Here is a 14,268-nt window from a genome sequence, read left to right on the forward strand (position 1 = left end):
TGCCGATTACTTGGCAACAACGCGTGCCATTTCCAGGCACTTGTTCGAATAGCCCCACTCGTTGTCGTACCAGCTCACGACCTTGATGAACGTACCGTCCAGCGCGATGCCGGCTTCGGCGTCGAAAATCGAGGTACGTGCGTCGCCGCGGAAGTCCGTGGCCACGACCTTGTCTTCGGTGTAGCCCAGCACGCCCTTCAGCGCGCCCTGGCTCTGTGCCTTCATTTCGGCGCAGATTTCTTCGTACTTGGCCGGGTTTTCCAGCTCGACGGTCAGGTCGACCACCGAAACGTCCGAGGTCGGCACGCGGAACGACATGCCGGTCAGCTTCTTGTTCAGTTGCGGGATCACCACGCCCACGGCCTTGGCGGCGCCGGTCGACGACGGGATGATGTTTTCCAGGATGCCGCGGCCACCGCGCCAGTCCTTGTTCGACGGACCGTCTACGGTCTTCTGCGTGGCAGTGGCGGCGTGCACGGTCGTCATCAGGCCGCGCTTGATGCCCCACTTGTCATTCAGGACCTTGGCCACCGGTGCCAGGCAGTTCGTCGTGCAGCTGGCGTTCGAGATGATCGCCTCGCCCTTGTACGAGTCGTGGTTCACGCCGTACACGAACATCGGGGTGTCGTCCTTGGACGGGGCCGACATGATCACCTTCTTGGCGCCTGCGTCGATGTGCTTCTGTGCGCCTTCCTTGGTCAGGAAGATGCCGGTCGACTCGATCACCACGTCCGCGCCGACCTCGCCCCACTTCAGCTCGGACGGATCCTTGACGGCGGTCAGGCGGATCTTCTTGCCGTTCACGACCAGCGTGTTGCCATCCACCGACACTTCACCGTCGAAGCGGCCATGGACCGAGTCGTACTTCAGCATGTAGGCCAGGTAATCCGGCTCCAGCAGGTCGTTGATGGCGACGACTTCAACGTCCTTGAAGTTCGCGGCGGCGGCGCGGAATACCATGCGTCCGATGCGGCCGAAGCCGTTGATGCCGATCTTGATGGTCATGTCTATCTCCTAGAGTGCAATCGATGAAACCGGTAGCCGGCGCCGTCAGCCGGCGCGTCGCACCGGCTGACCGCACGGGCGGGAATTACTGGGCGAGCGTGGCGCGTACCGTGTCGGCCACGTTATCCACCGTGAAGCCGAAGTGCTTGAACAGCACGCCGGCCGGAGCCGATTCGCCAAACGTGTCGATGCCGACCACGGCCTGGACCTGATACTTCCACCAGAAGTCGGTCACGCCCGCTTCCACGGCAATGCGCGGCACGCCGGCCGGCAGCACGCTGGCCTTGTATGCGGCGTCCTGCTTGTCGAACACGCTGGTCGACGGCACCGACACCACGCGCACATGCACGCCGTCCGCGGCCAGCGCATCGGCGGCGCCAACCGCCAGGCCCACTTCCGAGCCCGTGGCGATGATCACTGCGTCCGGCTGCTTCTTGCGCGGGTTCTTGCTGTCGCGCAGCACATAGCCGCCGCGCGCGATATTGGCGCGCGTGGCGTCGTCACGCTGCTGGAACGGCAGGTTCTGGCGGCTGAAGATCAGGCAGCTCGGGCCGTTCTCGCGGCGGATCGCTTCGGCCCAGGCCACGGCGGTCTCGGTGGTGTCGGCGGTACGCCAGACATCCATGTTCGGAATCAGGCGCAGGCTGGCCACGTGCTCGATCGACTGGTGCGTCGGACCGTCTTCGCCCAGGCCGATCGAATCGTGCGTGAACACGAACAGCGAGCGGATCTTCATCAGCGCCGCCATGCGCAGCGCATTGCGGCTGTAGTCCGAGAACGTCAGGAACGTGCCGCCGTAAGGAATGTAGCCGCCATGCAGCGTGATACCGTTCATGATGGCGCTCATGCCGAATTCACGCACACCGTAGTTGATGTGGTTGCCCCAGGCATCGGCGCGCACGGCCTTGCTGCCCGACCAGTTGGTCAGGTTCGAGCCGGTCAGGTCGGCCGAGCCGCCCAGGAATTCGGGCAGCACCGGTGCCAGTGCCTCGATGGTGTTCTGGCTGGCCTTGCGCGTGGCAATCGTCTCGGCCTTTTCCTCGCACTTGGCGATAAAGGCGTCGACCGTGGCGTCGAACGAACCCGGCAGTTCACCGCGCATGCGGCGCTTGAATTCGCCAGCCTCGTACGGATGCACTTCGGCGTAGGCGTCGAACAGTGCGTCCCAGGCCTTTTCCAGCGCGGCGCCAGTCGCCTTGGCGCTCCATGCCGAATACACCTCTTCCGGCAGCTCGAACGGCGCATGCGCCCAGCCCAGTGCCTCGCGCGTGGCCAGCACTTCGGCGCCACCCAGCGGGGCACCGTGCACGTCGTGGCCGCCTTCCTTGTTCGGGGCGCCCTTGCCGATCAGCGTACGGCAGCAGATCAGGGTCGGCTTGTCGCTGGCCTTGGCCTGTGCGATGGCGTTGTCGACGGCTACCGCATCGTGGCCGTCCACACCGCGGACCACGTTCCAGCCGTAGGCCTCGAAGCGCTTCGGCGTGTCGTCCGCAAACCAGTGCACCACGTCGCCGTCGATCGAGATGCCATTGTCATCCCACAGCGCGACCAGCTTGTTCAGCTTCAGCGTACCGGCCAGCGAACAGGCTTCGTGGCTGATGCCTTCCATCAGGCAGCCGTCGCCCAGGAACACATAGGTGTGATGGTTGACGATATCGAAGCCGGGGCGGTTGAATTCCTCGCCCAGCAGGCGTTCGGCCAGCGCCATGCCCACCGCATTGGTGATGCCCTGGCCCAGCGGGCCGGTCGTGGTTTCCACGCCGGGGGTGATGCCATATTCGGGATGGCCGGCAGTCTTGCTGTGCAGCTGGCGGAAGTTCTTCAGTTCTTCCACGGGCAGGTCGTAGCCGGTCAGGTGCAGCAAGGCATAAATCAGCATCGATCCGTGGCCGTTAGACAGCACGAAGCGATCGCGGTCGGCCCAGTGCGGATTGACCGGGTTATGCTTCAGGTGACGCCCCCACAACGCCACGGCAATATCCGCCATACCCATCGGCGCGCCGGGGTGACCGGAATTGGCCTGCTGGACGGCGTCCATGGCAAGCACGCGGATGGCATCGGCCATCAGCTTGACGGGTTGGGTAGCGTAAGGACTAGTGGCGGGATGGGCGAGGGCAGACATGCGAGAACCTGACGGCGGGAAAACCGCAATTTTAGCAGAAGCAGGCGGCATTTCCGGACGCGTGGACGCATCCCGAAGGGGGCGTCAAACGTGGACCGAATGGCTGGTGCCCGGGGCGGGCACCACATTGGGCGAGATCACGGTGCTGGCCGCCGCCCGGACCGCCCACCAACAGGTGGAGATTGGCGAAAACGCGCATTTTGGGCGCATCTTCCGGCTTGATGGCCGCGTGATGAGCACGGAAGCCGACGCCTTTATCCAGCATGAACTGATGACGGCACCGCTGGCGGTCGCCCACGGCTCGCCGCGCACCGCGCTGGTGGTGGGTGGCGGCGACGGTGGATCGGCGTTCGAACTGTTGCGGATTCCCACGATGCGGGAAGTGGTGGTGGCCGAGCTCGATGGCGAAGTGGTTCGCCTGGCGCGCGAATGGCTACGCGGCATCCATCAGGGGGCGCTCGACGAGCCCGGCGATCCGCGCCTGCACCTGGCAATCGGCGATGGCCTCGGCCTGATGGAAGCCTTTGCGCGCGCGGGCCGCCAGTTCGACCTGATCGTCTACGACCTGACCGAAGCCGACGACGGCAGCCCCGCCACCGCCCTCTTCTCTGTGCATGGCATGCAGACGGCGCGACGCTGCCTGGCACCGGGCGGCGCCATGTCACTGCATCTTGGCCCGCCGTTGCATCGGCCCGATGCAACGCGCCTGCTGTTGGCGCGGCTGCGCCAGGTATTCCGGCATGTGGCGCCGCTGACGACCTTCGTGCCGTCGTATGGCGCGCTCTGGGGTATCGCACTGGCGAGCGACACGCTCGATATCGCCACGCTGCCGGTCGAGCAGATTGCCACGCGGCTGCGCCAGTGGAAGCTGGATACGGCCTTGCGCGCCTATCGCGCGGACCTGCATCCAGCACTGTTTGCGCACCCCCGTCATCTGCAGGCGATCTTCGACAGCGCAGGCCGTCCCGCGTAACATGCACGGACGTCCTGCCATACCGCGCAAGACGTCTGTGCCATCCGGGAGACCATCATGTCCAGACCGCCCAACACGCCCTGGCTGACGCCCTACCTGACGGTCGCCAGCGGTCGCGCGTCCCTGAATTTCTATGAGCGCGCATTCGGCTTTGTGGCCGGCCATGTCGTCGACGCAAACGGCGTGCCCACGCATGCCGAAATGCACTACCAGGGCCAACTCGTCATCATGTTCGCGCCCGAAGGTGCCTGGGGCAGTACGGCCCGCACACCGCGTTCGCTGGGCGTTGAAGCATCGCAGACCTTTTACCTGTATTGCGAGGATGTCGACGCGATCTACGCGCGCGCGGTCGGTGCCGGTGCATCGAGCGTGACGCCGCCCGCCGACCAGTTCTGGGGAGACAGATACTGCATGGTCGAAGATCCCGATGGATACCGATGGGGCTTTGCCACGCCGCTTGCCAAGTCTCCCGACGCCGACCCCAACCCCTGATGCCACCCAGATTTTTTGTTGATGCGGCGCTGGCCGCCGATGCCGTACTCGATCTACCCGACGCCGTGGTGCGTCACGTGCAGGTGTTGCGGCTGTCGCCGGGCGATGCCATCACGCTGTTCAATGGTCATGGCGGCAGCCACGCCGCCACGTTGACCGACATCGGCAAGCGGCACGCCACCGCGCAGATTGGCGCGCAGGACCCGTCGGAAGCCGAAACGCCTTTCGCGGTGACCCTGGCGCAGGGCCTGGCCGGCGGCGACAAGATGGACTGGCTGATCGAGAAAGCCGTCGAGCTTGGCGTGGGCGCGATCCAGCCGCTGCAGGCCAGCCGCTCGGTGGTGCGCCTGTCGGGCGACCGCGCGGCCAAACGTCACGCCCACTGGCAGGCGCTGATCGAGGCTGCGTGCGAACAATGCGGCCGGAATCGCTTGCCGACGCTAGCACCGGTCGCTACCTTTGAAGCGTGGCTGGCGGCCGTGCCCGCCACGGGCACGCGGCTGCTGCTGTCGCCGCGCGCGGAGGGGTCGCTACCCGAACTTGCCCAAACGCATCGCGACGCGTGGCGCGCCGACGGCGTGACCCTGCTGATCGGCCCGGAGGGCGGGCTCTCGCCCGAGGAAGAACAGGCCGCCCGGCGCGCCGGTTTTATCGGCGTGTCATTGGGACCGCGCATCCTGCGCACGGAAACCGCCGGGCTGGCATGCCTGGCGACCCTGAACGCCATACTTGGCGGGTTTTGACAAAGGAGCCTCAGATGGGACTACTCGATAGCGTACTGGGTGGCGTACTTGGCCAGCTTGGCGGCCAGCAGCAAGGCGGCCAGTCCGGCGGCATGAATCCTAAGCTGATGATGGCGCTGGGCCTGCTGGCCATGCTTGCCATGCGCCACAAGAGCCAGGGTGCCGATGGCAGCGTGGCGCCGACCGAGGCCGGCGATGGTGGCCTTGGGGGCTTGGGCGGACTTGGTGGCCTTGGCGGCGTGCTCGGCGGCATGCTGGGCGGCGGCAGCGCGCCCGCACCGGGTGGACTCGATCTCGGATCGCTACTGGGCGGCCTGCTCGGCGGCCAGGGCGAGGCGGGCAGTTCGGCGCAGGCAATGGGGGCCGCAGCGGGCGGCATCGGCGCGCTGCGCGACATCCTGGGTCAGGCCGGACTTGGCCAGCAAGTCGATTCGTGGATTGGTACGGGTGCCAACCAGGCTGTCAGCGCGACGGACCTGTCCAGCGCGCTCGGTGGAACCGGTGCGCTGCAATCCTTGGCGGAAACCACAGGCATGTCGTCCGAAGATGTGGCGGCGAGCCTCAGCGAGGGGCTTCCGGAACTGATCGACCGTCTCACGCCGCAAGGGCAGGTCCCGCCCGCAGCGTAATATCGCCCCGGGGCACTGTACAGACACGAAAAGCAAAAAGCCCGCTGACATCAGCGGGCTTTTTCAATACGGCGGCGACACTCAGGCAAACGAGTAGAACACCCGGAACTGCACCTTGCGCTCGCTCCAGAATTCCGCCGCATCGCGGAACACGTCGAGCAGCACCTCACGGGCTTCCTTGTCGAACTTCTGTGCAATCGGTAAGCCTTCCAGCACGATCACGAAGCCCGGTTGCGGGCCCGACTTGTGGATCATGTCGGTCAGGCAATCGGACAAGGCATCAAAGTTCTTGCCGAAATGCTTCGGAAACGTGAATTCGGTGGCGATGCGCTCAAGAACCTCAGCCTTGCTGGCGCAGTCGGCACAGCTGGCGTACAGGAAATGCTGATTCAGCGCGGCAGCCGCCTGGGCCAGTTCGGGTACGCGGAATGCGCGGATCGACTGGACGATATTGGGGCGCACCGTCTTGAACAGATTCATGGCTCCCTCATTGGTGCCGTCGTCAGCCCATGTGGCCATAACGGGCGCGCAGGCGGGCGGAAGCGGGTGCGTCAGTTCCTGGCGCGGCATCATCAGCACGTTGTCGTAAAGGTTCTGGGCCTGATGGTGGGCCCTTTGCCAGCCATCTCCGGCGCCGCGCTCCTCGCGGGCGGCAAGGGCGTCGCCCAATCCGAAAATGTCACTCATCATTTGGTTATCCGTTTGAAACTGTTGTAGTGGTCTTCCGTGTAGTAGCAGTCGTTTGCGGCGCGTTGATCGCCACCGCACACAATCCGCCTGGCTCCCCGATTCCGGCTTTTGCTGTTCTTGACGGTATATTCGCGGTAATACCCGCGAGGCTGCTGCGGCAGGATGCGTTCATAGTTGCCGAACCGCGAACCATCCTTGTCATACGGGAACGGACCGCCAGTCCCGATCAGGTCCAGCGTATTCCGCGCCTCATTGGGCAACTGCTGCGCGGCGATGGTTCCCACCACCCCCTGCACATCCGACGACTGTGCCGATTGCCTGGCCATTGCGCCTTGGGGCGTCATGGCCAGCGCCATCGACAGCGCTGCACCCGCCAACACGTGGCCCAGGCTTCGCACCAGGCTCAGGGACTGCCAATGTGACTGCCGCTGCGACTGGCTCGGGGAATTCCGGGAACCCACGTTATCGAATAAAAGGTTGGCGAAAGTTGACTGCGGGACATTCCGGGCCATCGATGACCCTTGCCAGCTTCGCAAATACCCCACACGGGGCATCGACGCGCGCAAGACGAACGACCGCATTCAAAGGCGTAAGGTTACGCGTATGTCCACCATTAATCAATCCCCGGCCAGCCGTCAGCCAGATTTCTTCAATTGTTTCAATATGTTATTGATATGTGTGCGCATACTAACCGCGCAGACACCGGCCTGACGCGGATATGAAAAAAGCCGGGCAAGCCCGGCTTTTAAAGCACCTGTCGTCAGCGTGTGGTGATTAACCCTTCGCGGCGGCGTCCACGACCACCAGCGCGGTCATGTTGACGATACGGCGCACCGTCGCCGACGGCGTCAGGATGTGCACCGGCGCCTTCACGCCCAGCAGGATGGGGCCAATGGCCACGTTGTTGCCGGCCGCCACCTTGAGCAGGTTGTACGAGATGTTGGCCGCGTCGATGTTCGGGCACACCAGCAGGTTGGCTTCGCCCTTGAGCGCGCCATCGGGCACCAGCGAATCGCGCAGCTTTTCGTCGAGTGCGCTGTCGCCATGCATTTCGCCATCCACTTCGAGTTCCGGCGCGCGTTCACGCAGAATCTTCAGCGTGTCGCGCATCTTGCGTGCCGACGGCGCTTCCGACGTACCGAAGTTCGAATGCGACAGCAGGCCCACCTTCGGCTCGATGCCGAAGCGCTTGAGCTCCTCGGCAGCCATCAACGTGATCTCGGCCAGTTCCGCGGCGGTCGGGTCGATGTTGACGTGCGTGTCCACCAGGAAGATCTGGCGTCCCGGCAGCACCAGGCCATTCATTGCCGCGTACACGGTGTTGGTACCGCCCAGCACCTGGTCGATGTAGCGCAGGTGCGCGGCGGTGGTGCTGACCGTGCCGCAGATCATGCCGTCGGCCTCACCCTTCTTGACCAGCATCGCGCCGATCAGCGTCGTACGACGGCGCATTTCCAGCTTGGCGTACTGCTGCGTGATGCCTTCGCGCGCCATCATGCGGTAGTAGGCTTCCGAATAGTCGCGGAAACGCTCGTCGTGCTCGGGGTTCACCACGGTGAAGTCCACGCCCATGCGCAGGCGCAGGCCGAAGCGTTCGATGCGGTGCGAGAGCACGGCTGGACGGCCGATCAGGATCGGATTGGCCAGCTTTTCGTCGACGATCACCTGTACGGCGCGCAGCACGCGCTCTTCCTCGCCCTCGGCAAAGACGATGCGCTTCTTCTCCATCTCCACCTTGCGCGCGGCCGCGTAGATCGGCTTCATCAGCGTGCCCGAGTGGTAGACGAACTGCTGCAGCTGCAGCCGGTACGCGTCCATGTCCTCGATCGGACGGCGGGCCACGCCGGCCTTGGCGGCGGCTTCAGCCACGGCCGGTGCGATCTTGACGATCAGGCGCGGGTCGAACGGCTTCGGAATCAGGTATTCGGGGCCGAACGACAGGTCCTGGATACCGTAGGCCGAGGCCACGATATCGCTCTGCTCCTGGCGCGCCAGTTCCGCCACGGCATTGGCGGCGGCGATTTCCATCTCGCGCGTGATCGTGGTGGCGCCACAGTCCAGCGCCCCGCGGAAGATGAACGGGAAGCACAGGACGTTGTTGACCTGGTTCGGATAGTCGGTGCGGCCCGTGGCAATCACGGCGTCCGGACGGATTTCCTTGACCACTTCCGGCATGATTTCCGGATTCGGGTTGGCCAGCGCCAGCACCAGCGGCTTGTCGGCCATCTTCTGGACCATCTCGGGCTTGAGCACGCCCGCTGCGGACAGGCCCAGGAAAATGTCGGCGCCCTCGATCACTTCGGCCAGCTTGCGCTTGTCGGTCTTTTGCGAGAAGCGCGCCTTTTCCGGGTCCATCAGCTCGGTACGGCCTTCATAGACCACGCCGGCCAGGTCCGTTACCCAGATGTTCTCGATGGGCAGGCCCATGTCGACCAGCAGGTCCAGGCAGGCCAGCGCGGCGGCGCCGGCACCCGAGGCCACCAGCTTGACCTTGGACATGTCCTTGCCCACGACCTTGAGGCCGTTGATGACCGCGGCGCCCACCACGATGGCGGTACCGTGCTGGTCATCGTGGAAGACGGGAATCTTCATCCGTTCGCGCAGCTTGCGCTCCACGTAGAAGCATTCCGGCGCCTTGATGTCTTCAAGGTTGATACCGCCGAACGTGGGCTCGAGCGACGCGATGATGTCGACCAGCTTTTCGGGGTCTTTCTCGTCGATCTCGATGTCGAAAACGTCGATGCCGGCAAATTTCTTGAACAGGCCGCCCTTGCCTTCCATCACCGGCTTCGACGCCGCGGCGCCAATGTCGCCAAGGCCCAGCACGGCGGTACCGTTGGTGATCACGGCCACGAGGTTGCCGCGTGCGGTGTAGCGGAAGGAATTGGCCTGGTCGGCCACGATCTCCTCGCACGCCGCGGCCACGCCCGGCGAATAGGCCAGGGCCAGGTCGCGCTGGTTCGACAGCGGCTTGGTCGGGGTAACGGAAATCTTGCCTGGGGTCGGAAACTCGTGATATTCGAGTGCGGCCTTGCGCAGCGCCTCACGCTGCTGCTGTTTCAGATCGTCTTGGGACGGGGACTGCTGAGGGCTTGTCATCTGCGCATCTTCCGATCGGTGGAGCCGCACTGAATAACGCTTTGCGACGAATGCGGGCCGGCTCCACGAACCCGCTGTCTCCGCTTGTAGGCGCTTTGGAATTGCGCATTTTATATTGTGAAATACTATTTCACAATAAGCGTTTTGCGCGGGGCACCTTTGCGTTTCGGTACAATATGCCGCATGCCGATGGGCTTGACCAGCCGGTATGTCACGCAAAGCCGCTGACGCCCCTATCTTGCCGCCATCCGGGTTACTCCACACCCAATGCCAGATCCCAATCCTGCCCCCCTTTCCGAATTCGACCTGATTCGTCGCTTTTTCACGCGACCGGTCCGCAAGGCCGCACTTGGCGTGGGCGATGACTGTGCGCTGATCGACGCCCGCCCCGGCCACCAGCTCGCCATCAGTTCCGACATGCTGGTCAGCGGCCGCCATTTCTTTCCGGATGTGCCGCCGCGCTCGCTTGGACATAAGGCCCTGGCGGTCAACCTGTCCGACCTGGCTGCCATGGGAGCCGAGCCGCGCGCCTTTACGCTGGCCCTGGCCCTGCCCGAGGCCGACCCCGCCTGGCTTGAAGCATTTGCCGGCGGCATGCTGGCATTGGCCGATGACCACGGGTGCGAGTTGATTGGCGGAGACACCACCAAGGGGCCGCTTACGCTTTCGATCACGGTGTTTGGCGATGTACCGCTGCGACAGGCACTGCGACGCGATGCCGCACGTGCTGGCGACGACATCTGGATTTCCGGCACGCTGGGCGATGCCCGTCTGGCGTTGGGCGACTGCCGTGGCGAATGGCTGCTGCCCGAACCCGATTTCACTGTGATCCGCCCGCGCATGGACACGCCTTCCCCGCGCGTGGCGCTGGGACTCGCGTTGCGCGGCGTGGCGCATGCCGCATTGGACATTTCCGATGGCCTGATCGGCGACCTGGGCCATATCCTGGCGCGTTCGTCGGTCGGGGCGTTGGTCGACGTCGACGCCCTGCCCCGCTCCGAGATCCTGGCTGCCCAACCGCTCGAACGCCAGCGCGAGTGCGTGCTGGCCGGCGGCGACGACTACGAACTGTGCTTCACCGCCCCGATGGGGAACCGCGAAGCCATCGCCGGTGTTGGCCGGCAACTGGGGCTACCGCTGACCCGCGTCGGATCGATCACACCGGAAGCCGGCTTGCGTCTGGTAGACCGCGATGGCAACCCGGTCATCTGGTCGGGCACGTCGTTCGATCATTTCGCGGCGTCCTGACACGCGGCGGCCAAGCCGTGTCATGATGCCGCCATGCGCGCAACAGGGAGAGTCACAGCTTGCGCGCCACAGATAACTACACAGACGAGCCAGGTTCTTGATGTCCGCCTATCCCCCCGGGGCCGCACCGCGCGACCCCGTCGATCCCGTCACGCTGGAAGCCGGCCAGACGGCCAGGGTCACCCGGCCAACCGCCCGTTTCATGCTGGGCCATCCGGCCAGGCTGATTGCGCTCGGCCTTGGCTCCGGCCTGTCGCCGGTCAGCCCGGGCACGGTCGGCACGCTCTACGGCTGGCTGTCGTTCGTCGTGATCTCGATGTGGATCGAGCCCACCACCTGGTTGTGGATCATTGCCGGCGGTTTCGTGCTGGGGATCTGGGCCTGCCTGCGTACCGCACGCGACATGGGCGTGTACGACCACGGCAGCATGGTCTGGGATGAGATCGTCGCGTTCTGGCTGGTGCTGCTGTTTGTCACGCCGACCGGATTCTGGGGCCAGTTCGCGGCTTTCCTGTGGTTCCGCTTCTTCGATATCGTCAAGCCCGCGCCAATCCGCTACTACGACCGCACACTCAAGGGGCCGGGCTTCACCGGTGCGTTTGGCGTGATGTTCGACGATATCTTCGCGGCGTTCTACACGCTGCTCGTATTCGCCTTGTGGCGCTCGATCTGAGCCCCGCAGCCTTCCGTACCCGGAATTCCAGGAACTCTCACCATGTCCGTCAGCCGCCTGCTTGACCAGCTTGCCGTCCAGGCCGGAGTCACCCTTGCGGAACGCTCACTGATGCTTGCCACTGCGGAATCGTGCACCGGCGGGCTGGTCGCCGCCGCCATCACCGATGTGTCAGGATCGTCGGGCTGGTTCGAACGCGGCTTCGTCACCTACTCGAACGAAGCCAAGACAACGATGATTGGCGTACCCGCCAAGCTGATCCGCGACCATGGCGCGGTCAGCGAGGAAGTGGCCCATGCCATGGCCGAAGGCGCGTTGCTGAACAGCCGTGCTCAAGTGGCACTGTCGATCACGGGCGTCGCCGGCCCCAATGGCGGCACGCCCGACAAGCCGGTGGGCATGGTCTGCTTCGGCTGGAGCAACCGCATCACCACGCGCACCGAGACCCAGCGTTTCAGGGGCGATCGCGCCCAGATCCGGCGCCAGGCCGCCGAGCACGCGATGCGCGGGTTGATCGAACTGATCCGCAACGAGGAGTAAGACTCCTCGCCAGATCAACCGTGGCGGTACCGGTTGATCGTCTCGCGCGTCTGCAGGGCCGCGTTGCGCGCGGCGGCGGCGAAGTCCTTGTCGCGGCTCGCGTACAGGATCGCGCGCGATGAATTGATCATCATGCCCGTGCCATCGGCCGTGCGGCCGGCCTTTACCGTGGCTTCGATATCGCCACCCTGGGCGCCAATGCCCGGAATCAGCAACGGCATGTCGCCGACGATCTGGCGCACCTTGGCGATTTCGTTCGGGAACGTCGCACCCACGACCAGCCCCATCTGCCCATTGGTATTCCAGCGCTCGCGCGCGGCTTCGGCCACCACCTGGTACAGCGGCTTGCCATCGACCTGCAGGAACTGCACGTCCGATCCACCGGGATTCGATGTGCGGCACAGCACGATCACGCCCTTGCCCGGGTGCGCCAGGTACGGCGACATCGAATCGAAGCCCATGTACGGACTGACCGTCACCGCGTCGGCCTTGTAGCGGTCGAACGCCTCGACCGCGTAGTGCTCGGCCGTGGATCCGATATCGCCGCGCTTGGCGTCAAGGATCACGGGAATCCCGGGGTGGGCGTCGTGGATGTACTCGATCAGCTGTTCGAGCTGGTCCTCGGCACGCTGCGAATGGAAATAGGCGATCTGCGGCTTGAATGCGCAGACCAGATCGGCCGTGGCGTCGACGATCTCGCGGCAGAACGAGAAGATCGCTCCGCCGGTGCCGGTCAGCGACACCGGCAGCTTGGCCGGGTCCGGATCGAGCCCGACGCACAACAAGGAATCGTTACGCTGCCACGCGGCGGACAGCTGCTCGGAAAAGGTCATGAGATGCTCGGATATCTGTGAAGCCGGACGGACCGGCCGGGTTCGACTGTTCTCACAGCATAACGCGGGCAGGCGCCGGCCGGTTGGCTGCGGGCGGGGCTTACCTGGCATTCCGTGCCGCAGCATATGGCTTTGGCGGCAATTCTACCTGCTGCCATGATATTGTCTGGAGCTTCCGCTTAAAAAGAGCGACCCCGACGTCGCCATGTCCATGCATCTCGACCGCCGCGGTCTGCTTCTCCTCGTCGTCCTGACCATCGCCTGGGGCCTGAACTGGCCCATCATGAAACTCGGTGTCGCGCATTTCCCCGCCATGGGATTCCGGCTGCTTTGCATGGCCGGCGGACTGGTGGCACTGGGCCTGGCACTGAAGGTCCGCGGCGAATCGCTGCGGGTCCCGCGCCAGACCTGGCCAACCGTGGTCAAGCTGGCGATCCCGAACATGGTGATCTGGCACCTGTTCGCCATCTGCGCGGTCAAGATGCTGTCCTCGGGCCGGGCCGCCATCCTTGGCTACACCATGCCAATCTGGGCCGTGGTCTGGGGCCTGGTCATCTTCCGCGAGCGCATCGCCGTGTCGGCGTGGATCGGCATCGGCTGCGCGCTGACCGGCACGATCCTGCTGCTTTCGGGCGAGATCGCCGCGCTGACCGGCAGTCCGGCCGGCACGTTGCTGATGCTGGTGGCCGCCGCCGGCTGGGGCTTCGGCACGCAGTTGATAAAGCGCACCCATGTGGATATTCCCATCGGCACGCTGACGTTCTGGATGCTGGCTGTCACGCTGCCGTTCCTGGCCATCGGCACGCTGCTGTTCGAATCCGGCTGGCGCATGCCTACCGGCATTGAATGGGGCGCGATCGTCTATAACGCGGTGGTGGTCTTTGCATACTGCCACCTGGTCTGGTTCGCGCTGGCGCGTAGCCTGCCGCCCGTGGTGTCGAGCCTGTCGATCATGTTCATCCCGGTGGTGGGCGTATTCTCGGGCATGTGGATGCTTGGCGAGACGCCGCACTGGCAAGACTATGTGGCCATTGTGCTGATGTTTGCCGCGCTCTCGTCGGTCATGCTTGCGCCGCTGCTGCGGCGGCGCCTGTAAGCGCCTGCGAGCAACACCGGCTCAGAGATTTCGCTTAACAAGCCCCCCTGCGTTGGATTACACTCGCGGCCATCAGAATCCCGGAGAAAGTACGTGGGCAGTAGCATCGGGTGTTCGGGTTGTCG

14 protein-coding genes are annotated in these 14,268 nt (G+C 64.6%); 8 read left to right on the forward strand and 6 right to left on the reverse strand.

Going from position 1 to position 14,268, the window contains the following annotated elements; all coding sequences use genetic code 11:
• Window positions 1–6 precede the first annotated feature (6 nt).
• Together gap and tkt are read right to left on the reverse strand one after the other, a co-directional pair.
• On the reverse strand, window positions 7–1,005 hold the full coding sequence (gene gap / locus ACO550_RS31465; RefSeq protein ID WP_315596342.1) for a type I glyceraldehyde-3-phosphate dehydrogenase: 999 nt from the start codon (window positions 1,003–1,005) through the stop codon (window positions 7–9).
• Window positions 1,006–1,090: 85 nt separating this feature from the next.
• Window positions 1,091–3,127: a transketolase gene (gene tkt / locus ACO550_RS31470; RefSeq protein ID WP_315596343.1), complete on the reverse strand. Its 2,037-nt coding sequence runs from the start codon at window positions 3,125–3,127 to the stop codon at window positions 1,091–1,093.
• Between the two features lie 61 nt (window positions 3,128–3,188).
• On the opposite strand from tkt, the gene ACO550_RS31475 reads away from it, so the two are divergent.
• The 4 genes from ACO550_RS31475 to ACO550_RS31490 are packed head-to-tail and all read left to right on the forward strand — an operon-like array spanning window position 3,189 to window position 5,964.
• Entirely contained in the window at window positions 3,189–4,100 is a 912-nt protein-coding gene (locus ACO550_RS31475; RefSeq protein ID WP_315596344.1) for a spermine/spermidine synthase domain-containing protein, read from the forward strand.
• Between the two features lie 57 nt (window positions 4,101–4,157).
• Complete coding sequence (locus ACO550_RS31480) at window positions 4,158–4,592, forward strand: VOC family protein (protein ID WP_315596345.1); 435 nt, start codon at window positions 4,158–4,160, stop codon at window positions 4,590–4,592.
• Window positions 4,592–5,335, forward strand: a complete 744-nt coding sequence (locus ACO550_RS31485) for a 16S rRNA (uracil(1498)-N(3))-methyltransferase (RefSeq protein WP_315596346.1) — start codon at window positions 4,592–4,594, stop codon at window positions 5,333–5,335. The genes ACO550_RS31480 and ACO550_RS31485 overlap by 1 nt, the downstream gene beginning before the upstream one ends.
• 14 nt (window positions 5,336–5,349) lie before the next feature.
• Window positions 5,350–5,964: a YidB family protein gene (locus ACO550_RS31490; RefSeq protein ID WP_315596347.1), complete on the forward strand. Its 615-nt coding sequence runs from the start codon at window positions 5,350–5,352 to the stop codon at window positions 5,962–5,964.
• An 81-nt stretch (window positions 5,965–6,045) separates the two neighbouring features.
• On the opposite strand, the gene ACO550_RS31495 is transcribed toward ACO550_RS31490, so the two are convergent.
• The 3 genes from ACO550_RS31495 to ACO550_RS31505 form a co-directional block, all read right to left on the reverse strand.
• Entirely contained in the window at window positions 6,046–6,654 is a 609-nt protein-coding gene (locus ACO550_RS31495) for a barstar family protein (protein ID WP_315596348.1), read from the reverse strand.
• On the reverse strand, window positions 6,651–7,010 hold the full coding sequence (locus tag ACO550_RS31500) for a ribonuclease domain-containing protein (protein WP_315596349.1): 360 nt from the start codon (window positions 7,008–7,010) through the stop codon (window positions 6,651–6,653). Before ACO550_RS31500 ends, ACO550_RS31495 begins: the two co-directional genes overlap by 4 nt.
• Window positions 7,011–7,428: 418 nt before the next feature.
• Window positions 7,429–9,753 carry an NADP-dependent malic enzyme gene (locus ACO550_RS31505; RefSeq protein WP_315596350.1) on the reverse strand — a complete coding sequence of 775 codons (2,325 nt, stop codon included), beginning with the start codon at window positions 9,751–9,753 and terminating at the stop codon, window positions 7,429–7,431.
• A gap of 267 nt (window positions 9,754–10,020) precedes the next feature.
• On the opposite strand from ACO550_RS31505, the gene thiL reads away from it, so the two are divergent.
• The 3 genes from thiL (at window position 10,021) to ACO550_RS31520 (ending at window position 12,214) form a co-directional block, all read left to right on the forward strand.
• Window positions 10,021–11,001, forward strand: a complete 981-nt coding sequence (gene thiL / locus ACO550_RS31510; protein ID WP_315596351.1) for a thiamine-phosphate kinase — start codon at window positions 10,021–10,023, stop codon at window positions 10,999–11,001.
• 100 nt (window positions 11,002–11,101) lie between these two features.
• Window positions 11,102–11,674 (forward strand): phosphatidylglycerophosphatase A, encoded by a 573-nt coding sequence (locus ACO550_RS31515; protein WP_315596352.1) that lies wholly within the window; start codon window positions 11,102–11,104, stop codon window positions 11,672–11,674.
• A 42-nt stretch (window positions 11,675–11,716) separates the two neighbouring features.
• Window positions 11,717–12,214 (forward strand): nicotinamide-nucleotide amidohydrolase family protein, encoded by a 498-nt coding sequence (locus ACO550_RS31520; RefSeq protein ID WP_315596353.1) that lies wholly within the window; start codon window positions 11,717–11,719, stop codon window positions 12,212–12,214.
• Between the two features lie 14 nt (window positions 12,215–12,228).
• Here ACO550_RS31520 and pyrF read toward each other — a convergent pair whose 3' ends face one another.
• On the reverse strand, window positions 12,229–13,047 hold the full coding sequence (pyrF, locus tag ACO550_RS31525) for an orotidine-5'-phosphate decarboxylase (protein ID WP_315596354.1): 819 nt from the start codon (window positions 13,045–13,047) through the stop codon (window positions 12,229–12,231).
• A 211-nt stretch (window positions 13,048–13,258) separates the two neighbouring features.
• Here pyrF and ACO550_RS31530 point away from each other — a divergent pair, with 211 nt between their 5' ends.
• Entirely contained in the window at window positions 13,259–14,143 is an 885-nt protein-coding gene (locus ACO550_RS31530) for an EamA family transporter (RefSeq protein ID WP_315596370.1), read from the forward strand.
• Window positions 14,144–14,268 lie beyond the last annotated feature (125 nt).

Source organism: Cupriavidus sp., assembly GCF_057315035.1.